Origin of the sequence: Pseudomonas sp. AMR01 (assembly GCF_041946035.1) — a bacterium.
GTDB classification, from domain to species: domain Bacteria; phylum Pseudomonadota; class Gammaproteobacteria; order Pseudomonadales; family Pseudomonadaceae; genus Aquipseudomonas; species Aquipseudomonas antarctica_B.
The window spans coordinates 17,419-43,187 of sequence record NZ_JAUTYR010000039.1 but is presented as its reverse complement, the minus strand read 5'-3'; the positions used below and the strand labels follow the sequence as shown (position 1 = coordinate 43,187).

At 58.7% G+C, this 25,769-nt stretch carries 19 protein-coding genes; 4 read left to right on the top strand and 15 right to left on the bottom strand.

Features of this window, described 5'->3' with window-relative positions:
- Nucleotides 1–306: 306 nt before the first annotated feature.
- Entirely contained in the window at nt 307–1,548 is a 1,242-nt protein-coding gene (locus tag Q7C20_RS23065) for an acyl-CoA dehydrogenase family protein (RefSeq protein WP_375070503.1), read from the bottom strand.
- A gap of 267 nt (nt 1,549–1,815) precedes the next feature.
- Between Q7C20_RS23065 and sfnG the strand changes: the two genes are divergently transcribed.
- Entirely contained in the window at nt 1,816–2,901 is a 1,086-nt protein-coding gene (gene sfnG, locus Q7C20_RS23060; protein WP_375070501.1) for a dimethylsulfone monooxygenase SfnG, read from the top strand.
- Between the two features lie 4 nt (nt 2,902–2,905).
- On the opposite strand, the gene Q7C20_RS23055 is transcribed toward sfnG, so the two are convergent.
- Nucleotides 2,906–4,000, bottom strand: a complete 1,095-nt coding sequence (locus Q7C20_RS23055; protein WP_348062575.1) for a GNAT family N-acetyltransferase/peptidase C39 family protein — start codon at nt 3,998–4,000, stop codon at nt 2,906–2,908.
- Between the two features lie 94 nt (nt 4,001–4,094).
- Between Q7C20_RS23055 and Q7C20_RS23050 the strand changes: the two genes are divergently transcribed.
- Entirely contained in the window at nt 4,095–5,681 is a 1,587-nt protein-coding gene (locus Q7C20_RS23050) for a RimK family protein (RefSeq protein ID WP_375070499.1), read from the top strand.
- Nucleotides 5,682–5,687: 6 nt separating this feature from the next.
- Nucleotides 5,688–6,617: a magnesium transporter CorA family protein gene (locus tag Q7C20_RS23045; RefSeq protein WP_375070497.1), complete on the top strand. Its 930-nt coding sequence runs from the start codon at nt 5,688–5,690 to the stop codon at nt 6,615–6,617.
- A gap of 1,224 nt (nt 6,618–7,841) precedes the next feature.
- On the opposite strand, the gene map is transcribed toward Q7C20_RS23045, so the two are convergent.
- Both map and Q7C20_RS23035 read right to left on the bottom strand, forming a co-directional pair.
- Complete coding sequence (gene map, locus Q7C20_RS23040) at nt 7,842–8,588, bottom strand: type I methionyl aminopeptidase (RefSeq protein ID WP_375070495.1); 747 nt, start codon at nt 8,586–8,588, stop codon at nt 7,842–7,844.
- Entirely contained in the window at nt 8,588–8,788 is a 201-nt protein-coding gene (locus Q7C20_RS23035; RefSeq protein ID WP_348061049.1) for a ParD-like family protein, read from the bottom strand. The genes map and Q7C20_RS23035 overlap by 1 nt, the downstream gene beginning before the upstream one ends.
- Nucleotides 8,789–9,244: 456 nt before the next feature.
- Here Q7C20_RS23035 and Q7C20_RS23030 point away from each other — a divergent pair, with 456 nt between their 5' ends.
- Nucleotides 9,245–9,514, top strand: coding sequence for a DUF1652 domain-containing protein (locus tag Q7C20_RS23030; RefSeq protein WP_375070493.1), 270 nt, complete (start codon nt 9,245–9,247; stop codon nt 9,512–9,514).
- Here the strand turns inward: Q7C20_RS23030 and Q7C20_RS23025 are convergent.
- The 11 genes from Q7C20_RS23025 to Q7C20_RS22975 form a co-directional block, all read right to left on the bottom strand.
- Nucleotides 9,511–9,909 (bottom strand): hypothetical protein, encoded by a 399-nt coding sequence (locus tag Q7C20_RS23025; RefSeq protein WP_375070491.1) that lies wholly within the window; start codon nt 9,907–9,909, stop codon nt 9,511–9,513. The genes Q7C20_RS23030 and Q7C20_RS23025 overlap by 4 nt on opposite strands.
- 71 nt (nt 9,910–9,980) lie before the next feature.
- The gene (locus Q7C20_RS23020; RefSeq protein WP_375070489.1) at nt 9,981–10,238 is read right to left on the bottom strand and encodes a DUF2790 domain-containing protein; all 258 of its coding nucleotides are present in this window, start codon (nt 10,236–10,238) and stop codon (nt 9,981–9,983) included.
- A 201-nt stretch (nt 10,239–10,439) separates the two neighbouring features.
- Nucleotides 10,440–10,709 (bottom strand): DUF2790 domain-containing protein, encoded by a 270-nt coding sequence (locus Q7C20_RS23015; protein WP_348061041.1) that lies wholly within the window; start codon nt 10,707–10,709, stop codon nt 10,440–10,442.
- Nucleotides 10,710–10,868: 159 nt separating this feature from the next.
- Nucleotides 10,869–11,807, bottom strand: a complete 939-nt coding sequence (locus tag Q7C20_RS23010; protein WP_375070487.1) for a carbohydrate kinase — start codon at nt 11,805–11,807, stop codon at nt 10,869–10,871.
- Between the two features lie 12 nt (nt 11,808–11,819).
- Entirely contained in the window at nt 11,820–13,301 is a 1,482-nt protein-coding gene (xylB, locus tag Q7C20_RS23005; protein WP_348061037.1) for a xylulokinase, read from the bottom strand.
- Between the two features lie 142 nt (nt 13,302–13,443).
- Entirely contained in the window at nt 13,444–14,925 is a 1,482-nt protein-coding gene (locus Q7C20_RS23000; protein ID WP_375070484.1) for a mannitol dehydrogenase family protein, read from the bottom strand.
- Between the two features lie 17 nt (nt 14,926–14,942).
- Nucleotides 14,943–16,046, bottom strand: coding sequence for an ABC transporter ATP-binding protein (locus Q7C20_RS22995; RefSeq protein WP_375070482.1), 1,104 nt, complete (start codon nt 16,044–16,046; stop codon nt 14,943–14,945).
- A gap of 39 nt (nt 16,047–16,085) precedes the next feature.
- Complete coding sequence (locus tag Q7C20_RS22990) at nt 16,086–16,916, bottom strand: carbohydrate ABC transporter permease (RefSeq protein ID WP_375070480.1); 831 nt, start codon at nt 16,914–16,916, stop codon at nt 16,086–16,088.
- Between the two features lie 10 nt (nt 16,917–16,926).
- Nucleotides 16,927–17,817, bottom strand: coding sequence for a carbohydrate ABC transporter permease (locus tag Q7C20_RS22985; RefSeq protein WP_375070477.1), 891 nt, complete (start codon nt 17,815–17,817; stop codon nt 16,927–16,929).
- A 150-nt stretch (nt 17,818–17,967) separates the two neighbouring features.
- The gene (locus Q7C20_RS22980) at nt 17,968–19,290 is read right to left on the bottom strand and encodes a sugar ABC transporter substrate-binding protein (RefSeq protein ID WP_348059646.1); all 1,323 of its coding nucleotides are present in this window, start codon (nt 19,288–19,290) and stop codon (nt 17,968–17,970) included.
- Nucleotides 19,291–19,536: 246 nt separating this feature from the next.
- On the bottom strand, nt 19,537–25,599 hold the full coding sequence (locus tag Q7C20_RS22975) for a hypothetical protein (protein WP_375070475.1): 6,063 nt from the start codon (nt 25,597–25,599) through the stop codon (nt 19,537–19,539).
- Nucleotides 25,600–25,769 lie beyond the last annotated feature (170 nt).

The following is a 25,769-nucleotide window of genomic DNA, read 5'->3' as shown; positions in this document are numbered from 1 at the left end:
ATGCGGTGTATCAGCCACCAAATTCATCAACTGACCCACCGCATTCGCGAGCAAGCCCGCTCCCACAGTTTTGACCGAGTAAGACTTCAATACCTCCACACACTGTTGAGCTTCTCTGTGGGAGCTGGCTTGCCTGCGATGCTGTCACCTCGGTCCATCAGGCACACCGACCCCAAACAAAGGCACCGAGTGGTGGGGCGCAGTGTTTTGATCACTTTTGGCTGGGCCGCAACCGGACTTTTCCAAAAGTGACCCGCTGTAAAAGCTGAGCCGATATCAGCCGCTACCGCAGCATCGGGCATGTACTCACTCCCCCTTACCACCGCCATTCCCAATCTGCCAAACAAACGGCGGCTCAGCCCCATTAACCACCCAGTCACCCACAATCCGTGCCTTGTAAATCACCGGGTTGTGCGAAGACACGGTTCGAGCATTTCGCCAGTGGCGGTCCAAGGATTTGCCTTGACGCACATCCGACGCACCCAGTGCGTTGAACAATTGCGTCGTCGCGCGCTGAATCAACTCCGATACCACTACCTGCGCCGTGGCGGATTCAATCTCAGCCGCCACATTGGCTTCCCGCTCCAGTCCTTCATCTGCCCCAAACCGTGCCAGATAGGCGCGTTGCGCCGGCACCGCTGCTTTCAACGCACTCGCTTCGGCGGCATACACCAGGGCTGCCACTTCACCCACTACCTGTTGAATTTGCGCGTCCTGACTGACATGCGCTGCATTGCCATGGCTGTAGATACGCGTGCGATGACGCACCTGGTGCGCCACGTCGTTGAGCGCCGCGCGGCCGATTCCGGCGAGGGTGGCCAATAGCACCAACTGATAAAACGCCGTCTGGTATTTGAAGCGGGTAGCAAAGTCAATCACGTTTTCTGTTTCCACCACCGCATCGGTAAACCGCGTGGTGCCACTGCCGGTCGTGCGCTGGCCAAAACCGTCCCAGTCATCGCTCTGTACCACGCCGGGCTGGCGCGTGCGGGTGGCCGCGATGACGTCGCCGCCGGTGTCGCTGCGCTGGGCGTACACGTCAATCCAGTCGGAGAAAAGACTTCCGGTGCTGTAAAACTTTTCACCGTTGAGCGTCCATTTATCACCGTCAGGGCTGACCTGGGTGACGACGTCGCCGATGGTCACATTGCCGATTTCGGTCCAGGCGCAGCCGACGATGTCGCCATCGACAAAGCGCTTGAACCACAGATCGCGGCCAGCGCCGGGTGGTGCATTCAGGCGGTCTTCAGCAAACGCGAAGTGCCCGCGCAAGGCCTGGGGCACGTTGGAGTCGGCGGCAGCCAGCTCGATCAACAGTTCAAACAACTGCGGCAACGAAGCACCGCCGCCGCCGTATTCCACCGGCACGCGCACTGCGCCAAAGCCGGCTTGCTTGAGCCATTGAATCGGCTCATAGGGCAGGGCGCGGGTCTGTTCGCGCTCAACCGCGCCGTCGGCGATGCGCTGGAAGATCGGCCGAAAACGTGCGGCCAGCGTGGGGTAATCGACGCCGGTGGACAGCGGGTTGATCACGTGTTGCTCGGTCATGGGAACAGCTCCTTGGCAGTGTTCAAGTTCCCTGGTGATTGCACAGTCCGTGCCGGGCACAGCGGCCTGTATTTGCTGCGCGGGCCAGCGATTTACTGTTGCTCCAGCAACAGCGGATCGACAAATCGACGCGATCCATAACATCAGCGACCACGCGTCGAGCCGCTTGATGTTGTGCCGCAGCGCTTGCGCCTCCAGGGTTTGCCAGCGACTGGCACGCTTGCTGCTCAAGCCCTCACTCCATCCCTTCGTACGAGGTACTGCCAGATGAGTCAGCAAGCTGTGAAATTTGCCTATTGGGTGCCCAACGTCAGCGGCGGGCTGGTGGTCAGCAAGATCGAACAGCGCACCGATTGGGGCATCGACTACAACCGCAAACTGGCGCAATTGGCCGAAGCCGCCGGCTTTGAATACGGTCTCACCCAAATTCGTTTCACCGCCGGTTACGGCGCGGAAAACCAGCATGAATCCGTGGCGTTCAGCCACGCATTGCTGGCGGCAACCACCACACTCAAAGTGATTGCGGCAATTCTGCCCGGCCCGTGGCAACCGGCATTGGCGGCGAAGCAACTGGCGACCATCGACCAGCTCACCAACGGCCGTATCGCGGTGAATATCGTCAGCGGCTGGTTCAAGGGTGAGTTCCAGGCCATCGGTGAACCCTGGTTGGAGCACGATGAGCGCTACCGTCGTTCCGAAGAATTTATCCGCGCCCTGAAAGGCATCTGGACGCAGGACGATTTCACTTTCAAGGGCGACTTCTACCGCTTCAACAACTACACCCTCAAGCCCAAACCGCTCGGCCAGCCGGAAGTGTTCCAGGGCGGCAGCTCGCGGGCGGCGCGGGACATGGCCGCACGTGTATCGGACTGGTACTTCACCAACGGCAATACGCCGGAAGGCATCAAGGCCCAAGTCGACGACATCCGCGCCAAAGCTGCCGCGAATAAGCATTCGGTCAAAATCGGTGTAAATGCTTTTGTCATCGCCCGTGACACCGAGGAAGAAGCCCGCGCGGTACTCGCGCAAATCATCGACAAGGCCGACCCGCAGGCTGTCAACGCGTTTGGCGACGCGGCCAAACAAGCCGGCAAGTCTTCACCGGAAGGCGAGGGCAACTGGGCCAAGTCCAGCTTCGAAGACCTGGTGCAGTACAACGACGGCTTCAAGACAAACCTGATCGGCACCCCGCAACAAATTGCCGAGCGCATCATCGCGCTCAAGGCGGTGGGCGTGGACCTTGTGCTGGCCGGCTTCCTGCACTTTCAGGAAGAAGTCGAGTACTTCGGCAGGCGCGTATTGCCGCTGGTGCGCGAGCTGGAAGCCAAGGCCGTGATCAAGCAAGTTGCCTGAGCGTTTACCGGGTAAAGACGACGACCGCCGCGCGCAGTTTGTTGTTGCCGAAGCGGCACATTCGCTCGAACTCGCCGTGGCTGACCGGCAGGTGCTGGCAGTCCAGGGGCTGGCGGTGTTGGCTGTGGTCGACGTCCGGGTCGTGCAGGTAGACGAAGTCGTCGTCGCAGTCGGTGACCATCACCCAGTGCGGCGACTTGGAGCGGGTCAGGCGGTAGCTGCTGATCAGCACCAGCGGCTGCCCGCCGTCGCGTAATACCTGAGGCAAGTCAAGGGCGCTGCCGAGTACCTGCTCGACGTCGCTGCTGGCCAACTCTTCCTCAAACGCCTCGTGCACCACGCGCATGACGTCCTTTTTATGCGGGTCGCGTACGCCGTCGAGAAACAACGGCCCGCGCACATTTACCTGCATGCGCACCCGAAAGCCCCGACGCCAAGCCGCCAGCGCCAACCCTTGCGGGCTACAACCGCCGTGGCCGGCAGTCATGAACACGGTGGTGGCTTCGCGCCAGATTTGCAGCTCCTCACGGCGCTGCGCGATGCGCTCAGGCACCAGCGCGCCCATGGCCATCAGCAGGCACGCGGCGCCGCAGGTGAAATCGGTGGTCTGTTGGTAATACGGCACACTGTGCGGGCGCGCGTCCTGATGCTGGACGATGCGCTTTTCCAGGCGCAGCGCGGCGGTGTGGTCTTCGTAGTAATCGTTGATCACGGCAAAGCGTCGATAGCCATTGCGTTCATACAGGGCGAGGGCGCCGGGGTTGTCGGTGCGCACTTCGAGGCGCAGGTAGGCGCAATCGTGCTCAACCGCGCACGCCTCGATACGCGCGAGCAATTGCTTGCCCAGGCCCAGACCGCGTGCGTGTTCGGCAATGGCGATGGAATACAGGCGCGCAAGCGACGTGCCGCGATGGAACAGCACCAGCCCGTAGCCGAGCAATTGGTGGTCTTTTTCCGCCACCAGCAACTGGCCGTGAGCACGGCTGACCATCCACTGAAAGCTGCGCGTCGAGAGCCGGTCGGTGGTGAAACAGTGCTGTTCCAGTGCCACTAATTCGGGCACGTCACAGGGGGTTGCAACGCGAAAGGAAAGAGCCATATGACCGCCGTAAAAGTTGCGTAACGAAACGGGACTTCTCTAAAAGATCGTGCTTAATAGAAAAGGTCGAGTTCTCTAAAGCGGATCAAATATTATGTCGGCGGTACAAGGTCATTGGCGTGAAGTATCCGAGCAAACAGTCGCGGCGACAATAACTTCCAAAGGTTATTTTTCTGCACCCTCCAGAGGCTCCAGTCAAATCGTGATTATTGTCGAACGCAAGGAAGATTGGGCCTCCTACTTTCCCAGCGAAGACATCGTCACCGCTCAGGAATACCTCGAACAAACCCGCGAAAGCGAGACGGGCAAGCGCGTGCAGGTGATCAACCTGTGCCGCAGCTACAAGTACCTGGGGCACGGTTACTACTGCTCGTTGCTGGCGGAAGCGCGGGGGCACAAGGTAATTCCCTCTGTGCGCACCATCAGTGAGCTGACCAAAAAGTCGTTGTATGGGTTGTCGCTGGATGACCTGGATAAAACCCTCGATAAAGCCTTGAGTCATCACCTCTACAGCAACACCGAAGGCTTTACCCTGACACTTTATTTTGGTCGAACCAATATAGAGCCGTTGCAAGAGTTGGCCCGTCAGTTGTTTGAAACCTTTCCGTGCCCGATCCTGTTAGTTGAGTTTCGCAAGAACAACGGCTGGCACATCGAAGGGGTAAAATCTGGCGTGTTGCACAAGTTGCGCGACGATCAGGAAGACCAGTTTGCCCACGCCCTCGACAACTTCAGCCGCAAGATCTGGCGCCAACCGCGTTCACGCCGGTTGGCCCGTTACGACCTGGCGATTCTTCACGATCCCCAGGAGCAACTGCCGCCCTCCAACGCCAAGGCCCTCGAGAATTTCGTGCGAGTCGGCAAGGGTTTGGGCATCGATGTCGAACTGATCGAGCGCAAGGATTACTCGCGCCTTGCCGAGTACGACGCCTTGCTCATCCGCGAGACTACCAGCGTCGACAACCACACCTACCGCTTCGCCAAAAAAGCCGAAAGCGAAGGCCTGGTGGTGATGGACGACCCGGCGTCGATCCTGCGCTGCACCAACAAGGTTTACCTCACCGACCTGCTCAACAGCCATCAGCTGGGCATGCCCGCCACCGAAATTCTCTACAAGGAGCGACCGGAAGATTTCGAACGGGTGGGTGAGCGCCTGGGCTTTCCGCTGGTGTTAAAGATCCCCGACGGTTGTTTCTCACGGGGCGTGATCAAAGTGGAAAGCCAGGAAGCATTGCTCCAGGCCACCGCCGAGCTGTTCGAGCATTCGGTATTGCTGCTCGCCCAGGAATTCTTTTACACCGAGTACGACTGGCGCATCGGCGTTCTCAACCGCAAGCCGATTTTTGCCTGCCAGTACTTCATGTCCAAGGGCCATTGGCAGATCTACAACCACAAGGCCATCGGCCAGGACATCAACGGCGAATGCCGCACCCTGGCGGTCCACGAGGCGCCCAAGGCGGTGGTGGAACTGGCGGTCAAGACGGCCAACCTGATTGGCGATGGCCTGTACGGTGTGGACCTCAAACAGTCCGGCGACAAGGTGGTGGTGATCGAGGTCAACGACAACCCGAACATGGATGCCGGCATCGAAGACGCCTATTTGCAGGACGACTTGTACGCGCTGGTGCTGGAGGAATTTGTGCGGCGCCTGGAGTTGAAGCGCCAAGGCCAGGTGTGGTGACGCGCGATGATTCAGCGCTTTGAGTTAGCCGATGGAAAGCTGTGCAGTGGGGCGCGTGACGATGCCCCCGTCATGTTGTTCAACAACCCGGATTTGCCTGAGCGCGAATGGCTACGGGACCACCATAAACTCGACGAGCACGCCCTGGCCTCGGCGCTCGACCCGGATGAAGTCTCACGAATCGAGTTTCACCCTGACTACCTGTTTCTGATCTGGAAGCGCCCGGAGAATTACTCCGGCGGTGGCAACCTGGTGTTTGAAGTGTCGTCCTGCGGCTTGCTGTTTTCGCCGGGCCGTTTGCTGGTGATTGCCACGGATGAAACCCCGTTGTCGGGGCTCGGTGCACGGCGGCCATTGCACACGCCGCTGGATGTGTTGCTGGACCTGTTGCTCAATAATATCCATCACTATCTGGGCCACCTGAAGGTGATCAAGCTGGTTGCGCGGGAGTTGCAGCAGCAGTTCAACGCGTCGATGAGCAATCACCATTTGATGCAGATGTTCAGTCTCAGTGAGAGTCTGATTTATTACATCAATGCGCTGCACAGCAACGGCGCGGTGTTGTCGCGGTTGCGTAATCATGGCGAGAAGGAACACTTCAGCCCGCAGATTCTTGGGTTGATTGATGATCTGATTATTGAGAACCATCAGTGCTACAAGCAGGCGGAGATTTACTCCAATGTGTTTTCCGGGTTGATTGATGCGCGCGGGAATTTGATGAACAACAGTATGAATAACCTGTTGCGCAAGTTGACGCTGATCAACGTGGTGTTTTTGCCACTTAACTTGATTGCCAGTGTGGGCGGGATGTCGGAGTTCAGCATGATGACGGCGGGGACGCCGTGGTGGGTGTCGTATCCGTTGCTGATGGCGGCGATGGGGGTGGGGGCGGGGTTGATGGTGCTGGGGTTGAAGCGGATAGCGGGTGGGCGGTGAGGTTGTCTGGCGGGGTGCATATCCGTTAGCGGGGCTACGGCTGATATCGGTTGCGCAACCCAACGGCCAACCCTTTCAAGGTCTTTAGATACAACAGGTGATAAGTACCCTGTGGCGAGCGGGCTTGTCCCGCGTTGGGCTGCGAAGCAGCCCCAAAACCAGCGCCCGAAGAATGCCTGACTCACCGCATTGTTGCTTTTAGGGTCGCTGCGCAACCCAACGCGGGCGGTGCGACGATTCGACAAGCCCGCTCGCCACAGAGATGGTGTTCGCCCTGTCAGACAGATTTCCAAAGACCTTGAAAGGGCTGGTTCTTACAGCGGGTCACTTTTGGAAGGGCCGGAAGCCGGCCCAGCCAAAAGTAACCAAAAGGTCCTCGCCCCACCACTCCGCACCTCGCCTTCATTCGGCCAGCGTGGTTAACGGGGCGACTCAGATCAAGATCAAAAGTAAGAGCACGGCGGCCTAGTAGCCGACCTGAGTGGTTGGATCAAAAGCGCTGTTTTTTCTAGAGCAGATTGCGTTTCTTCAGACAAATGGAGTTCTAAATGTCAGCCCTTTCAAGGTCTTTAGATACAACAGGTGATAAGTACCCTGTGGCGAGCGGGCTTGCCCCGCGTTGGGCTGCGAAGCAGCCCCAGAACCAGCGCCCGAAGAATGCCTGACAAACCGCATTGTTGCTTTTAGGGTCGCTTCGCAACCCAACGCGGGGCAAGCCCGCTCGCCACAGGGATGGTGTCCGCCCTATCAGACAGATTCCCAAAGACCTTGAAAGGGCTGGTTCTAAATGTGGGAGCGGGCTTGCTCGCGAATGCGGTGGATCAGTCACTTAATTTATCAACTGACACACTGCATTCGCGAGCAAGCCCGCTCCCACACTGGACCGCTTTTGATCTACACCACTCAGGTCGGCTGTCAGGCCGCCTTGCTTGTGATCTTGATTTTGATCTTAGGCGCCCCGTTAAACACGCTGGCCGGAATTCGACATTGATTTGGGGGGTAAACCGGCAGGGATGCCGGTTTAGCCGCCCCGCGCCATGGATGGCGCGGGGCGGCGGCCCCCCAAATCAATGTCGGATTACGGGCACACCGAGCCTAGGCGAGGTGACGAGTGTTGGGGCAAGAGCCTTTTGGTTACTTTTGGGCTCTTTTCAAAAGTGACCCGCCGTAAGGGCGGAACCCATTTCAGCCATCACCCAATAACGGATATGTACCCAGAAACCCCTACTGCAACGTCAACACCTCAAACCCCTCAGCCGTCACCGCCACCGTATGCTCCCACTGCGCCGACAACCCGTTATCCCTGGTCACCACCGTCCAGCCATCCTTCAAGCTGCGCACTTTAGAACTACCCTGATTCAGCATCGGCTCCACCGTAAACACCATCCCCTCACGCAATTCCATCCCGGTACCCGGTCGCCCGAAGTGCAGAATCTGCGGCTCTTCATGCATCTCCCGGCCAATACCATGGCCACAATATTCACGCACCACGCTGTAGCCATTGGCCTGCGCATGGCTCTGAATCGCGTGCCCGATATCGCCCAGCCGTGCTCCAGGCTTGACCACGCGAATACCGGCCCACATCGCCTCAAAGGTCTTTTCCACCAGCCGCCGCGCTTTGGGCGCGACGTCGCCGATCATGTACATCTTGCTGGAATCGGCAATAAAACCGCCTTTCTCCAGGGTGATGTCGATGTTGATAATGTCGCCATCCTTGAGGATTTCCTTGGCACTCGGCATCCCATGACACACCACCTCGTTGATCGACGTGTTGATGCAAAACGGGTAGTCGTACTGCCCAAGGCTCGCCGGGCGGGCGTTCAAGTCGTTGCGGATGAAGGCTTCAACGGCGCTGTCCAGCTCCAGAGTGGAGCGGCCGGCGGCAACAAAGCTGTCGAGCATCGTGAACACCTGGGCCAGCAGGCGCCCGGACTCACGCATCACGGCAAGCTGCGCGGCAGTCTTGATCATTAGCCGCGCCCCCGGATCAGGTCGGGTTTGTCCAGCAACAATTTGTTGATCAGGTCGTTGTAAGCCAGGTTGGGGTTCAGTTCGGCGAGCAGGCCGATCTTGATCCAGAATTCGGCCTGGGCGTTGATGGAGCGGTCCATGGTGGCGCTGGCCAGGCGTAGCTGTTCGTGCAATTGGTCGGTGATCTTGACGATGCCCATAGGGTTCACTGTGATGATGGAATATACGAAGCGTATACGTTTCGTATGTCCATCGTAAACCCTCGCCGGCTAAATCGTGGTTGGCCGTTGACTTGCGCGGCAGCCGCCCTGATGGCAGCGCCGTGGCGCAGACGGGCGCCAATATCACTGTTGATAGTTTGCGATATGTTGCTGAAAGAGTCGCCGTCCATTCCGATGTTTAAAGCGAAGTGTCGGGTTAAACGATTAATCCAAGCTGTTCGAAGAAAATTTAGTGACTGAATGTAAAATCGTGAGCGACATATATAACAAGTGCGGCCACTTATGAGGAATGGTTACAACGAGTGCGGACTTTGCCGAGTAATCTGAGTCATGAAACGTCTTCCAGGGTCGGCAAGACATGGCGGGCGAGTGATCCGCCTGCAGTTGATTGGTCATATAAATTAATTGGCGGTCTCATAAAAGGAGAGGTTAGCCATGCTTTCGGAATTAGAACTTCGCAGCATTATTGAAGGAAGTTTCCTGCCCAAACGGTGCGAATGCATCAAAGCCGAAGACGCTTCGCTGACGATCAAGGTCTATGACGACCGTGACCGTGACCGAGTGGATTTGGAAGTCAAAGGCATAAACGCCGATAAACTCGACAGCAGTCGAGCCATTTGCAACCTGATTGCCGGGTTGCGCGAAGACCTCAAACACACCCACGCACCCGCGCTGCAAAGAGTGGGCGGGCGCGGCTATTACTAGGCGGATGTTTGAGGTTGAGTCACCGATGACCTGTGGGCCTGGATAAACGCCAGGCCCAGTACGGTTTCTGTCGCCACCGCCAACAGGATTCCCGGCCCGGCGTTTCCATTGATCCATTCCCCGAAACCCAATACAGCGAGCACCAGGCAGCCGGTAATAAACCCGGTGGTCAGGGCGCGGCGTGTCTCGGAGGGTGGCGCATGGCGGGCACGATAAAAAATGATGCCGATGGCCAGAAACAATGCGGCATTACGCCGTGAAACCAACCCGGTCGCGCTGGAATATTCGACACTCCACAGCCATAACAACAGCTCGGGGCGCAGGCCCCAGATCAATGCAAGGGCGAAGCAGAGCAGGGCGGTAAAGAGGGCGAGCGTATAAAAGCGAAGCGGCATGACGAATCCTTTCGGCTGCGGGACAAGCGCGAGAGGATACCAGCTATTGCGCCGCCCTATGTCGTCACCCCTCAGTTCTGAAACAGGCAGGCGTTGGACATTTTGCGATAACTCACGTTTTTCAATTCGCCGGCTTTATCCAGATACTTGATGGATGCATCGATCACCTTGCATTCATCGGTCATCGTTTCATTCATTGCGATCACTTTGTGTATGTTCAGGGGCACGCTGTAGCGATACGGCATCGGCTCTGATTCTGCGTGTGCGATTGCCGATACGGCAGCCAGCGTGAGGGTGCAGCAGAAGATCGCTGGGAATTGCAATTTCATGTGGATTTTCCATCAGTGATGCGGCTCATCGAAGTGATGATCCGGCGCCGCACGCTCAGCCGATGGCTGCAAGAGTGCGGTCGGCCCACTGTTAACCCCCAACCTTAACCATTGATTAAATGAGGGTTTTCAAGAAATTTCCTACATGTATCAGGTAGATTGCCCATCCCGTCGCTGATAGTTCCTACCCAGCAGGGCGGCTCAGTTCTGGAAATCGCACGCTTCGGACATTTTGCGATAACCCACGTCCTCCACCTTGCCAGCCTTGTCCACGAACTTGATATCCGCGTTGATGACCTTGCAGTCATTGGTTGGGGTTTCGTTCATGGCAATCACCTTGTCGATGTTCAAAGGCATGCCGTATTGATAGGGCACAGGTTTGGTCGCAGCCTGCTGAGTGTCGGCCTGGGCAAGGCCGGATACCGCAGCCAGGGCCAGCGTGCCGGTGAACAGTAACGTACGCAGTTTCATGAGGGTTCTCCGCAAGTCGTTCGCGGGCGCATCAACATGATGCGCCGGCGGCCGCACGGGCCCCAGAGGGCGGTGAGTGCGGTCACTTTCAGAGTCGACTCGGGGGATTAACCGTGGATTAATCTTCGGCTAACTGACAAAACCTTCATGAGCGCCCGTTCAGGCTAGCTGCTGGCGATACGGAAGGTCCGGCCCGGTCTTGCTGCACGTAAGCGCGGCGGCGCGAATGGCAAAGCCAAGCATGCCGTCGATGTGCTCGCGGGTCAGTTGTTGCAGGCCCGCCACCGAGTCCAGCCCGCGCTCGGTCAGCCAGGCGATCAGTGCGGCCTGGAAGGTATCGCCGGCGCCGACGGTGTCGGCCATCACCACCTTGACGGCGGGTGCCGACCAGGTGCCGTGCTGGCGACTGAACACGGTTGCGCCGTCGCCACCGCGCGTGAGGAACACCAACTGGCAGCGGTGTTTCAGCCAGCCTTGCAGCACGCTTTGCGGCGACTGGTCGGGGTAGAGCAGGTGCAGGTCTTCGTCGCTGACTTTGATCAGGTCGGCATGCTTGACCAACTCCGCGATGCGGTCACGCCACAGCTGAATATCCGGCTGCGGGTTGAGGCGCACGTTGGGGTCGAGGCTGATCAGGCGCTTGCCGCTTTCGCGCTTGACCAGGCTCAGCAGGGTGTCGCCGATAGGCTGAACCACCAGTGAAAACGAGCCGATGTGCAGGCCGCGAATGTCATCGCCCAAGGCCGGCAGGTGCGTCACCTCCAACTGGCGATCGGCGCACCCTTCGCCACGAAAGCTGTATTGCGGCGAGCCATTGGCGCCCACTGCAACCATCGCCAGCGTGGTCGGCGCGGCAAACTCCACCAAATATCGCTCATCCACGCCCTCATCCTTGAGCACCTGCAATAACCGGCGCCCGAGAAAGTCGGTGGACACGCCGCCGAACAACCCAGCCTCAATGCCCAGACGGCGCAAACCCACTGCGACGTTGAACGGCGAGCCACCGGCAATCGCCTTGTAATTGACCCTGGAAGCCTGCCCGCTGGCATCTTCTTCGCTGAAAAAATCAAACAGCGCTTCGCCACACACCAAATACATAGTCGCTCGCTCTTAAAGGGTTGCCACGAGCTGCTGATAGCGCTCGTAGGCATGTTGGTAGGCGCTCACGTTCTCGGCGACCGGCAGCGTACGGCTGGTCGGGTCGACGCTCACGCATTTGTCGCACAGGCTGGCCAGCGATTCACCGGACTGGCTCCACGCCGCCTGGATCGCCGCGCCCAAGGCTGCGGCTTCGCTTTGTTCGGTGCAGACCACTTCGGTGTTCATGATATCGGCGACCATCTGCCGCCACACCGGGCTTTTTGAGCCGCCGCCGATCAAGCGGATGCTCTGGCTTTGCAGGCCGGTCTGGCGCAGCAGGTCCAGGCCGTAACGCAGGCCGAAGGTGGTGCCTTCCACCACCGCTCGGCACAGGTTGGCGCGGGTCAGGTTGGTCATGGTCAAACCGTGCAGGCTGCCGGTGGCGTGGGGCAGGGCGGGCACGCGCTCGCCGTTGAGGAACGGCAGCATGCTCACGCCGTCGGCGCCAATCGGCGCGTCTGCAACCCGTGCGTTGAAGGCGGCCAGGTCGAGGTCGAACAGCTCGCGAATCACCCCGGTGGCGTTGGTCAGGTTCATGGTGCAGATCAACGGCAACCAGCCGCCGCTGGAGGAACAGAAGGTCGCGACAGAAGCCTGCGGGCTCACATTCGGCTGATCGGCAAAGGCGTAGACGGTGCCCGATGAGCCGAGGCTCATGGTGATCACGCCAGGCGCGATATTGCCGGTGCCGATGGCGCCCATCATGTTGTCGCCGCCGCCGCTGGATACCACCGCATTGGGGTTGATGCCCAGGCGTTCGGCAATCGCAGGCAGAATGCTGCCGACGATTTGATGGGCTTCAAGCAGTTGCGGTAGCGCCGCTTCAAGGCGACCGCTGGGGTCGATGTGCTTGAGTAACGCCACGTCCCATTCGCGGGTGCGCACGTTGAAATAGCCCGTGCCCGACGCATCGCCGTATTCGGTGACGGCGCGACCGGTCAGCCAGTAGTTCAGGTAATCGTGGGGCAGCAGGATGTGCGCGATACGCGCGAAGACATCCGGGTGTTGTTCGCGGGTCCAGAGCAGCTTGGACACGGTGTAGCCCGGCGCGATGGCCACGCCGAGGCGTTCCAGCGAACCGCTTTCGCCGCCCAGGTGGTGCAGCAGGCGGTCGTTTTCCGGCGCGGTTTCGGTGTCACACCACAGTTTGGCGGGGCGCAGCACCTGGCCGTTGTCATCCAGCAATACCAGGCCGTGTTGCTGGCCGGAAACGCCGATGCCGAGGATGTCCTGGCCGTCCACGCCGGCCTGTTGCAGGGCGCGGTGAGTGGCTTCGGTAAAGGCGTCCAGCCATTCCTGGGTGTGCTGTTCGCGGCGGCCATTGGCACCGCTGATCAGCGTATGTGCCGCAGCGCCCAGGCCCAGCACCTTGCCGCTGGAGGCGTCGAGCACAATAGCCTTGGTGCCCTGGGTGCCGCAGTCGATGCCGAGAAACAGGTTTTGCTGGGTCATGATGATTTGCTCAGCAGTCTTGTTTTTGTTGAGGTGTAAATGCAGTCCAAATGTGGGAGGGGCTTGCTCCCGATGGCGTTGAATCAGTCAATATATTCTCCACTGAACCACCGCTATCGGGAGCAAGCCCCCTCCCACATTTTTAAGCCGGTTTCTTCAGGAGGTTTTGCAGGGTTTGGGTGACACCGTTGTCACGCAGGCTTACATAACACCGCTCAAAAGCTGCCACAAATTCAGGCGAGTTGGGAATAGCCGTGCCAAAAATCTCTTCCACACCCAGCAAGCGCTGACTGATCAGCGCATCATCACTCACCAGCCCCTGGCAAAACGCCGCGCGCGGATCCGGGATCTTGTAGCTCACCCCATTCTCATCCACGCCCTTCAAATACAGGGCCCACGCCGCCACTACCAACGCCGCGCGTTCAGTTTCGCGCCCATCGGCAATCAAGCGGTTGATGGTCGGCACGGTGAACTTGGGAAACTTCGACGAGCCATCGGAACACACGCGTTCCAACTGGTCGGCAATCGCCTGGTTCGAGAAGCGGTCGACCAGTGTTTGCTTGTAGTCGGTCAGGTCGATACCCGGCACCGGCGCCAGGTTCGGCGTGACGTCGAGGTCCATGTAGGCGCGCATATAGGCCACAAACACCGGGTCATTCATGGTGTCGTGAACGAACCGGTAACCCTTGAGAAAACCCAGGTACGTCAGCGCCAGATGGCTGCCGTTGAGCAGGCCGATTTTCATTTCTTCGTAAGGCGTTACGTCATCGGTGAACTGCACGCCGACCTTTTCCCAGGCCGGGCGACCGTTGACGAATTTGTCTTCCAGCACCCACTGCACAAAGGGTTCGCAGACCACCGGCCAGGCATCGTCGATGCCGTGTTCGTCGTGCAATTGCAGGCGGTGGGCGGCGCTGGTCATCGGCGTGATGCGGTCGACCATGGCGTTGGGGAAGCTCACGTTGGCCGCTATCCAGTCATGCAGCTCGGCATCTTGCAGGGCGGCAAACGCCAAGAGCGCCTTGCGCGTGACGGCGCCGTTGTGCGGCAGGTTATCGCAGGACATCACGGTAAAGGCCGGCGTCCCGGCCGCGCGGCGTTTGCTCAGCGCGGCGCAGATAAAACCAAACACGGTGTTGGGGGCGTCGGGGTGTGCCAGATCATGCTGGACCTGCGGCAGGTGAGCCATGAACTCGCCGTTACTGTCGTCGATGCAGTAGCCGCCTTCGGTGATCGTCAGCGAGACAATCCGAATGGCCGGGTTGGCCAGCTTGTCGATCAGCGCCTGGGCGCCGTCTTCGGCCAGCAGCATGTCACTGATCGAGCCAATGACGCGCACTTCGGTGTCGTCGGTGTCGCCCAGTTCATACAGGGTGAACAGGTAATCCTGGCCGGCCAGATCGTCGCGGGCCTTGCGGTCTTCGCTGCGCAGGCCGACGCCGCAGATGCTCCAATCCAGGCCCTCGCCGGTGTTCATCAGCGCATCGGTGTAATACGCCTGATGCGCGCGGTGGAAACCGCCGACGCCGATATGGGCGATGCCTTGCGTGGTGCTGGCAATTGCATAGGCTGGGATTTTTACTTCCGGCGCCAATTGAGTGAGGTTCTGTTTATTCAGTTTCATCACAAAGTCTCGCGTAATCAGGCGGCAGCGCGCAGTGGACGGGCCACAGCCACGCCGTCGGAGTCGAACAGGTGGCAGTGCGCCGGGTCCAGGTGCAGTTGCAGCGTCTGGCCATATTGGCTGGCCATGTCGCCGCGAATCCGCATCGTCAATGGCTCGCCATTGGCGGTGATGACGTGGCAGAAGGTGTCGCTGCCCAGGCGTTCGCCGACATCGGCGGTAACGGTCAAGGCGGTTTGGCCTGGTGCGGCGATTTCCAGGTGCTCCGGACGAATGCCCAGGGTCACCGCGCTGCCCACGCTCAAGGTTGCGCCGCTCAACGGCAGGCTGATAGTCGTGCCGGCGTCCAGTTGCACGTCGCAGCCGTGGCTTTCGATGCGGGTGACGCTGCCCTTGAGGAAGCCCATTTTCGGCGTACCCAGAAAGCCTGCCACGAACAGATTGGCGGGCTGGTGATACAGCTCCAGCGGCGAACCGACTTGCTCAACGCGGCCGCTGTTCAGCACCACCACTTTGTCGGCCAGGGTCATCGCTTCGACCTGGTCGTGGGTCACGTAGATCATGGTCGCTTGCAGTTCTTTGTGCAGGCGCGACAGTTCCAGGCGCATTTGCACACGCAGTGCGGCGTCAAGGTTGGACAGCGGTTCGTCGAACAGGAAAATCTTCGGGTTGCGCACAATCGCGCGGCCGATGGCAACACGCTGGCGCTGGCCACCGGAAAGCTGCTTGGGCTTGCGCTCCAGCAACGGGCCGAGTTCCAGGATGCGCGCCGCTTCGTTGACCTTGCTTTCCACCAGCTTCTTGTCGACACCGGCCAGGTCCAGGGCAAACGACATGTTCTTGCGCACGCTCATGTGCGGGTACAGCGCGTACGTCTGGAACACCATCGCCAAGTCACGCTTGGCCGGGGTTACTTCAGTGATATCGCGCCCGTCCAGTTCGATGGTGCCTTCGCTGACTTCTTCCAGGCCCGCGATCAGGCGCAGCAGGGTGGATTTACCGCAGCCCGAGGGGCCGACGAACACCACGAATTCCTTGTCGTTCACTTCCAGGTCGATGCCCTTGATGATCGAGAAACCTTCGAAGCCCTTTTGCAGATTCTTGATTTTCAGGTTGGCCATGGGATGGGCCTCCACGTTGAATTTTTTATAAGGAAGCCGTTATTTCACGGCGCCGAAGGACAAACCGCGCACCAGCTGTTTCTGGCTGATCCAGCCAAAAATCAGGATAGGCGCGCAGGCCAGGGTCGAGACGGCAGACAATTTGGCCCAGAACAAGCCTTCGGGGCTGGAGTAGGAGGCGATCAAAGCGGTCAGCGGCGCGGCATTTGACGAGGTCAGGTTCAACGACCAGAACGCCTCGTTCCAGCACAGGATCAGCGACAGCAGCACCGTGGAGGCCAGGCCGCCTTTGGCGATTGGCAGCAGCACCCGGACCATTTCCTGCCACAGGGTGGCGCCATCCAGGCGGGCCGCTTCGAGGATGTCCTTGGGGATGTCCTTGAAGTAGGTGTAAACCATCCACACCACAATCGGCAGGTTGATCAGGGTGTAGATGATGATCAGCGCGATGCGCGTGTCCAGCAGGCCCATGCTTTTCGCCAACAGATAAATCGGCATCAGCACGCCCACGGGCGGCAGCATCTTGGTCGACAGCATCCACAGCAGCGTGCCCTTGGTGCGCTTGGTTTCGTAGAACGCCATGGAGTAGGCGGCGGGCACCGAAATCAACAGGCACAAGGCGGTGGCGCTGAACGAAATCACCACCGAGTTCCAGGCGTAGGCGAAGTAGTTGCTGCGCTCGTTGATGTGCAGGTAGTTCTCCAGCGTCGGCGTGAAGATGAACTGCGGCGGCGTGGCGAACGCGTCGATTTCGGTCTTGAAGCTGGTCAGCACCATCCAGAAGATCGGAAAGAAAATCAGGATCGCGATGGCCCAGGCCAGGGTGCCGAGCAACACGCTTTGCAGGCGGCGGGATTGTTGAAGCGTCATGGCGCGGCCCTCAAGGCTTGTCAGTCAGGTTTTTGCCGATCATCCGCACCAGGATGATCGCCGCGATATTGGCGATGACCACGGCAATCAAGCCGCCGGCCGAGGCCATGCCCACGTCGAACTGCACCAGCGCCTGGTTGTAGATCAGGTACGCGAGGTTGGTCGACGCATAGCCCGGGCCACCGTTGGTGGTGGTGAAGATTTCGGCGAACACCGAAAGCAAAAAGATGGTTTCGATCATCACCACCACGGCAATCGGGCGCGCCAGGTGGGGCAGGGTGAGGTGCCAGAAAATCGCGATGGCGCCGGCACCGTCCAGGCGCGCAGCTTCCTTTTGTTCCTGGTCGAGAGACTGCATGGCCGTCATCAACAGCAGGATGGCGAAGGGCAGCCATTGCCACGACACAATGATGATGATCGACAGCAATGGGTAATGCGCGAGCCAGTCCACCGGCTCGGCGCCGAAAAACTTCCACACGGCGGCGAGAATCCCCGACACCGGGTGAAAAATCAGGTTCTTCCAAATCAGCGCACCGACGGTGGGCATGATGAAAAACGGTGAAATCAACAACACCCGAACGATGCCGCGGCCAAAGAACTCACTGGCCTCCAGCAACGCACTGATCAACACGCCGAACACCACACTGATCAGCAGCACGCTGCCCACCAGCAGCAAGGTGTTGGTGGCGCCGGGCAGGAAGCCCGAATCGGTGATGAAGTAGGTGAAGTTCTCCAGCCCCACGAATTGGTTTTCGCCGGGGTAGAGCAGGTTGTAGCGGATCAGCGAGAAGTACAGTGTCATGCCCAGCGGCACGATCATCCACAGCAGCAGCAAGGCCACCGAGGGGCTGACGAGGAACCAGCCGGGGTTGGCCAGGCGGTTTTTAGGCGTTGTATTCATTAGGATCAAGACCAGTCGGGTGCGAGTCGGAGCGCGGTCAGTGTGGGAGGGGGCTTGCTCCCGATAGCGGAGTATCAGTCAATATATTCTTCACTGAACCGCCGCTATCGGGAGCAAGCCCCCTCCCGCATTTATTGCGGGGAGGCGACTTTATTTGGGGTAACCCGCTCGCTTCATTTCACGCTCGGTGGTGGTCTGCGCGGCGGCCAAGGCTTGATCCACGGTTTGCTGACCGGTCAGCGCGCCCGAGAAGAACTTGCCGACCTGGGTACCAATCGCCTGGAACTCAGGAATGGTCACCAGTTGGATACCGATGTACGGCACCGGCTTGAGCGTCGGCTTGGTCGGGTCTGCGACTTTCAGCGATTCCAGGGTCACCTTGGCAAACGGGGCGGCTTTCATGTACTCGTCGCTGTAGGTCGACTTGCGCGTGCCTGGCGGAATGTTGGCGATACCATCGGTCTTGGCCACCAGCTGGCTGTATTCTTTGGAAGTCGCCCAGCTGGCGAACACCTTGGCGGCGTCCTTGGCTTTGGAGCTGGTCGGAATCGCCAGGCTCCAGGAGTACAACCACGACGTGCCTTTGTCAGTCTTCTCGTGGGGGGCGAAGGTAAAGCCGACGTGGTCGGAGACCTTGCTCTGGGTTTTGTCGGTCACGAACGAACCGGCGACGCTGGCATCTACCCAGATCGCGCACTTGCCGCTGTTGAACAGCGCCAGGTTTTCGTTGAAGCCGTTGCTGGAAGCACCCGGCGGGCCGGATTTCTTCATGTTGTCGACGTAGAAGTTCAGCGCGTCCTTCCACTCAGGGCCGTTGAATTCCGGTTGCCACTTCTCATCGAACCAGCGCGCACCGTAGCCGTTGGCCAGGGTGGTGATCAGCGCCATGTTTTCACCCCAACCGGCTTTGCCACGCAGGCACAGGCCGTATTGCTCTTTGGTTTTGTCGGTGAGTTTGGCCGCGTATTCGCCGATCTGGGTCCAGGTCGGGTGCTCAGGCATGGTCAGCCCGGCGTCCTTGAACAGGTCGGTGCGGTAATAGGTGATCGAGCTTTCGGCGTAGAACGGCAGGGCGTAGAGCGAACCTTTGACAGACAGGCCGTCACGCACTGAAGGGAATACGTCGTCGAGGTCGTAGGACGCCGGCAGGTCCTTCATCGGTTCCAGCCAGCCCTTGGCACCCCAAAGTGCAGCTTCGTACATGCCGATGGTCAGCACGTCGAACTGTCCGCCCTGGGTGGCGATGTCGGTGGTCAGGCGTTGGCGCAGCACGTTTTCTTCGAGTACCACCCAGTTCAGCTTGATCTCCGGATGCTCGGTCTCGAAGGTTTTCGAGAGCTTTTGCATGCGGATCATGTCGCTGTTGTTGACGGTGGCAATGGTCAGGGTTTGCGCGCCAAGGCTGACGGCGCTGAGGGTCATGCATGCTGTCATGCAAGAACAGGTAAGCAGAGCTTTTGCTGTGAACTTCATCGCGCACTCCTTTTCTGCGCCCAGGGGCTGCAGAAGGACAGTTATTGTTGTTGTGTCTTCCCACGGGAAGTCAGGAAGAGTGTGCCATTGATTACAGCCTTGAAATGCGGATGTGACAAATCCTTGGGCGCACTGGGACTGATACTTTTTTGCACTCGGGCAGCGGTTGGCAGCAACCTTTATGTAAGGCTCAGGCGAAAAACTTAGTGATGCATCACCGTCGCTTTCGCCTGGCGTATCTGCAGGTTATAAGCGGTTATAGCCATGAGCGTACGGGGTTTTTGGCTGTACGATGAGCGTGTTCATCCAGTTTTTATCCAGGGGGCTCATTCGCTTGGCTCCCTCCGTTATGACTAATTTTTCACTGCCCCATTGAGCCATCACGTCTTTCAGTTTCTGTGTGTATTCGTGGGCGGGGCAAGCGATGTCTGACCATGGGTCGACGATCCAGGCATCCTTCCAGGCGGGGCCGGAGAAGTCGACCGTCCCTGCAGGAAGCTCGGTCGGGCCGCCTACCACCGTGAACGCGTGAGCGTCTGAGGCGGCCCATTCATAAGCACGGCCTCCGCTCTTCTTAATGGTTTCTTTCGCCACCAGCGCCATTTCTCCACAGTTACCGGCTCCCGTCTTCAAAACCAAGTCGGCCCGATTCAATGCATGAGGCGCAACAGTGTTGCGTATCCACTGATTGGTCGTGTCTGCAGCTTGCGCTCGCGCCAAATCCGCCTTCGAAAGCACCTTATTGCCGGCACCCAGCCCCGTGGCTTTCATACTACGGTTAACGCTGGCTTTGGCCTGTTCGGCATAAAATCTGTTTTGCTGTGCTGCTGTCAGCGTTTCGAAGCCAGCAGGCTTAGTCAACGTGGTCACTCGGTTGGGCCTGAAGGCGATCCCCAGCTTGTTGATCCCTGTGCTCCGATGCAATTGATAGACCACTTCGCGCTGCTGTTCTTCGGTGAAGTTTTTGCAGTAAGTTCTGAGTTCATTCACCTCCTGTTTCGGGTAGCCCAAACGCTCCAGCTGTTCAAACGCGGACTTGAGTTTTGGCAAGGCGATGAAGTCAGCGTCAAAGGGTACCCTGGACGTACCCAGGCGCTTGATGAATGCATCTCTGTAGCTGTCCACCAGTGGCTTCTCAAGTGGCGATGCCGCTATAAATTTCAGTTCGCCGGTGGGCGCGTTGTTCAACTTCGCATAATAAAACCTGGCCGTATCCGCCTCTATCACCAGATACTTATCGGCGCTTCCGGCAACCGGGGATTTAACGATGACGCCTCTGATTTCGCGTTTGTCGTCAACTATGTCGCTGATGCTGTTGAGCTTGACCACGCGCGTCTCCTGCGCCAATGCATCACTGCCTTGCGCGCCGAAAAAGCCGAATTGTGGATCGTGTTTGATGCTGCCGCTGATTATCGTTTTGTACTTGATTGGCCTGACTTCTGTCGTCGGCATCAATCGGGGCCCCGTCTCACCTTCGACCACTTTGAGAACACGGTTCTCGACAATGACAAATTGATCCTTTCTGAATAATTTCGGGGGCGAGGGAAACAGGCGTGCATGCTCAAGCGCTTGAAGTTCCTGGGCAAACTGCCCACTGGCGTTTGTGATGACCCTGGAGAAACATGTGTCTTCGGCCCCGCGTTTGACTCTGCCACCCATCGAAGGCACTGCGCAGAACGCTTCAAAACCCTCGAGAGGCTTAAAGTGGTCGGCCGATGCCAAGTCAGTCAGTACGCCAGGGTTGCGCGTGTCGTAACGGTAAACTTCGCCTTCATTGACCACGTCGAAGCCATGGCTACGGGGAATGGTATAGGCGTCGGCAGCCAAGGACCTTTCAGTCACCAGCGCTTGAGTGCCATCTGCAAAGGTCTCCTGGCGTAGGGCTGATGAAGTCTGCGATACAAAACCTTCCAGCGCCGGCCCATAAGCCGCCTGTGTCTTGGCATCAAAGGCGTACCAGTTGCCGTCCTGAAACACAGCGCTGATGTTCGCTTGCTGTGCACCTGCGTCAGTTATCGTGCCCTCCGCCCTGTTGGCGGCCGCAGTGATCGCGCTTGACGACTGCGCGCTGCCGGAACTCGTCAGGTCCGTGAGCGCAACGTTTTCGGCCTCTTTAGCCCCAAACTTTTCGATGAACCCGGCAGAGACTTTGGCGGCCGCCCAGGATGCGCCTGATTTTGCCAGGCCCCACAGTTTGCCCGCGCCCTCTGTGGCGGCGTAGATCGCGACATCAATGGCCAGATCAACGCCGGCCTTGAGGAATTGGCCGTGATAAATGTCTTCCAGGCTGCTGGCGCCCGGCAAGGCATGCCAGACGGCCTTGAAAAAGTCGCTGGGCTCTGTCGCGGTTTCAAGGGTATTGCTCGACGCGTTGCGGTGCAGGTTGAGAAACTGGGTTTTGTTCAGGTAAGTCGAATCGACCATGGTTCTGGCCAACCTGTCTATCCGCCCTCGCGCGTAGTGGGGGGAGAACGGGTCATTTTCATTGTGCGCAAGGAATGATGTTTCCTGTGGCCAGGGTTCATCATTGTCGTCGAGCAGGTGTTGGTCAGTGATGCTCAATACAACGTTGGATGTGACACCCGCTTTGGGCTCGGCGCCATTCTTGAACGCTTCGGCATCGATCTCGAGGCTGACGTTTTTGCCGAGTGGGGTTGAGGGGGCTATGTCGGCAATCCGCACAATCCGGCCCCTTGCCGGGTAGATCGCAAAATCCCTCCTGACGCCCTTGTAGACCGACGTCATCACCATGCCGCTACCGGCGCCCGTGACGTTCAGGAACTCCACGTCGCCATAAAGCACGCTCTTGCGCTCTTCTACCGGCAGGTTTGCGAGCATGTCTTTCATCAGCGTTACGGTGTGGCGCCTGCGCAGCTTGAAGTCTTGCTTGATGGCTTTGTCGAACGCATCGTTGATAACCGGAAAGTCGGGTTCTTTGGCTCTGTTACGCAGGCGATCGAAATCAACATGCTGGCCTTCCTGCAGCCATGACTCATCCAGCCTGCCGGCTTCATAGATTTCTGCGAGGCTGTAATGCCTACCGGTGATGACACCCCAGAGTTCGTTTTCCACCATGAACCTGGATTCATAATCGATGTTGGCGCCAAATTCTTCTCTTAAAACCTTTAGTGTCATGCTCCGTCGAGTGGGCGCTTCAACCGTGCTCAACCAGCTTACGCCCTCGGCGGTCGCCTTCGTCTGTGCCTGAAGTTTTACCTGGCTGTCTTTCAGCTGTTCTAACGTGTAGCTGTTCTTATCGACGTCGTTGTTGAGGGCGGCCCAATCCAGCAGTGGGTTCATCTGCGCGTAACTCTTTATCTGCGCTTCAAGTGCTGAAATGGGTTGGATGGTGTGATGATCCATGACCTGCCGGTAGGTCATGTTCGCGGTGGCGCCGGGGGCGGTCCATTCAATCCGGTTCACGGCTGCGGTAAAACCGAACCACTCAGGGGAGCCAAGTGTTACGTGCTTGGGTACCTCTTTTACCAGCAGGTGTGGCGCCGTACCCGACATCAAAAATTGCGTGGCTGCGGGTGCAAGGTTTACCGGAATGCCGTTTTTCGTGATCAGCTCCTGGGTTAACTGCTCACGAATGAAGTCGGTGCCATGCCCCGAGAATTCGGCGCCCGCGAGGTCAATGCCTGCGAGGGTCCTGTGTTGGGTGCCGGCGGTCGGGTCAAGCTCCAGCACCAGAGCGGTCAATAGCCATTGCTTGAGGCTGGTGGCGGTTGCGGCGCCCTTCATCTCGGTTTGCAGGGCTGTCCCGAACGTCAGGGCTTGAGGGGTGGAGATGAGTTGATCCAGCGCTTTCTCGGGGTCTTCACTGAGTTGCGCGACGTGTGTGCCGAGGTAGCTGAGCAGGCTGGAGTCAGGGGCGGTGCGTTTTACAAATGCGCTGACTTTGCTGCGTTGGTCGTTACTCAGAGGGATGTCGGTGGACAGGAAACCCCAATGGTTGCCAAGCGCCGGTGACTTGGAAATCGGTGTACGCAATGCCGCTATCAGGTTGTCGGACTCGGCTTTCGACGTCGGTATGTACCAACCGTTTTCAGCCAGAAAAGTCCTTGCCTCCTTAACTCCTTTGGGTTGATGAGAGGAGTCTGGGTCGACGACAAAACGCATGGAGTCCGCACGGTCGTCTTTATCTATTTCGCCGTTTTCCAGGGTGTTGAGCAACGCATAACGGTCGTTGCTATCGCCCACTGCCATTATCCGCCGGTTCAGCTCATCGGCTGCCCGTTGTAAGTTTTCAGGCGTGCGCGGCAGTTGTTGAGTGCGGCCTATGAGTTCCAGCTGTTTCGCGAACGCCGGGCTGCCGGGGTCGGTACTGATGCCGTAGAAATTGAACACCCATTGGAACGGCACGCTGTTGCCATCAGCGAGGTCGACCCTGATCGACTCTCCATTGGCAGAGAAGGGCGTTGCCGCAGCGCTCCTTTGCATCAACGCGTCGGCGTGCTCAGGGAATTTTTTTGCAGTTTCGCGGGTTCTGGCACGTTGATCAGCATCATCACGTGGCGGGAGCCAGACCGCGCCGAGCGGGCTGAAATTGTTTTTCCGGTAGAACTCTCCCATTCCGAGCGAGTTTGCGGCCTTTTTCAGGTAAGTCTTCTGAAGATCGAACAGGCTGGACGGGGTTGACTGCATCACTGCCGACGCCGCCCTGGACGGATCGGCCTTGAGTTCAAGCATGGTTCGATGCACGGCGATCGCCATTTCTGTTTCAGCGCGCGCCATAACCTCTTCGCGGGTTTCTACGCTTTGTTCGGTGAAGTCTGGATTGGCCTCGACAGCGGCCGCCAGGCGTTCCAATGGCGAGAGCGAAACGGGCGTGTTTTCCAGTTGCACAATCGTGGCCTGTTGGCGTTGGCGCACGGTTGCGGCTTCGGGGTCGCTGGAACCCGTGTCGATCAACGCCTTGAAACCGTTGTTTTGGTTTATTTCGACGACCCGGCTCAGGGTAGCGATGAGCTGGCGTTGTTGCCTGTTCTGTTGTCCCGTGTCCTGTTGGTGGGACGGCGCCTCGTTGTAAAAACTCATGACTTCATACAGAGGCGCAGAAGTGCTGCGGGGATATTTGACGAGCCCGTCGTCGCCTGTGGGCATCTGTTGGGCCGCGTCCTTAATCTCGGCCCAGGCATCGGCCCACCCGGATACATCGTTCAAGGTGAACGTGGTGTTCACACCCTTCACGGTACCCGCCAAATCACCGCTCACCGGGTTGATAGCGATGCTGGTGGGGTCCAGATCGTTCTCTTGCGCAAAGGTTGTAAAAGCGCTGCCGTTGAGCGCGCTCAGGAAGTTTTTGCGCACCAGGTTGAAGGTTGAAAACTCGGGAATGTTTTCCAGAACCACCGACGTCTCGTATTGACGGGTTTCTGGAACCAGTTTCATCAGCCCCTGGCTGACCTTCTGCGCCAGCGCCTGATCGGCTTGCTGAACCTTTTGCTGCATCGTGGAAGGCGTAAACCGTTCAACGATGCTTGTCAGCGCTTGGGAGGGCAAACCCACAATGCGTTGGATGGCCTCCCGTTGTCGCTGCTTGATAGGCGCGTCGATTGGGTTGGCGCTGCTTAACGCCTTGAAGCGCCCATCGCTCAACAGTTGCGCGGCGGTGGACAGGGTGTCGTTGCTATTGATGTCGCCCAGTTGCAAACCATAGAAATGCGCGATGGCGCTGGCCGGCGCTTGCTCTCGACCATAGAACCGGAGTTCTTTGGGCGGCGCTCCCGTGAGCTTCTTTACAGCGGCTAAAACGGCCGCTGAGGCGGCGGACCATTCGGGGTCATCGTGCGAGAAGCTGCTGACGAGGGCGCCGTGTTCTTTTTCACGCAAATCGCCGTTGGCGCCAATGATCAGGTTTGACGTTTCGATCAACTTGGCTTCGGCAAACGATTTGAAAGGCTCCGATTCCAACGCATCGGCCAGCTCCGACCAGCGCTGGCCAAACGCAGAGTGTGGCGGCACGCCAACGTTCTCTTGCGCATCGCTGGAGCGCCCGGTTTCGCTGGCGAGCCGTTGGCGGATCAAACTGTTGCCAACACCCACGGCAAGTTCGCTGTCCCCCCGTTCAACCAGGGCCTCGGCAAACCGACGGACTGCCGCATCGCGTGGCGCGGCGGCCAGCTCCGTATTCTGCAAGTCCCGGCGCGAGCGTGACAGCACAGGGCGAACGTACGATTGGCTCGCCGGCGTGCTTTCGAGAGGTTCTGGATTCGGCTGGGCGTTGGCTGTTTGCGGCGTACGGTTGCTTGTCTCGGCGGCGCGCGTGAGCGCGGCGTGAAGGGGGGACGGTCGAACGTTGATCATGGAGTTGCCCTTTGCCAGTCAGTCAGAAAAAGCATCGGTCAACGTCGGACTGCCCACGTGTGATGCTTGCTTTGAGTGACAGAGGGCTCGATCAGGTTCCTTTGGCCAGGTAAGAAACGCAGCCGTCTTACGCGTATTTTTCGCCAATATGTTTCGCTGGCCCGCTCAAG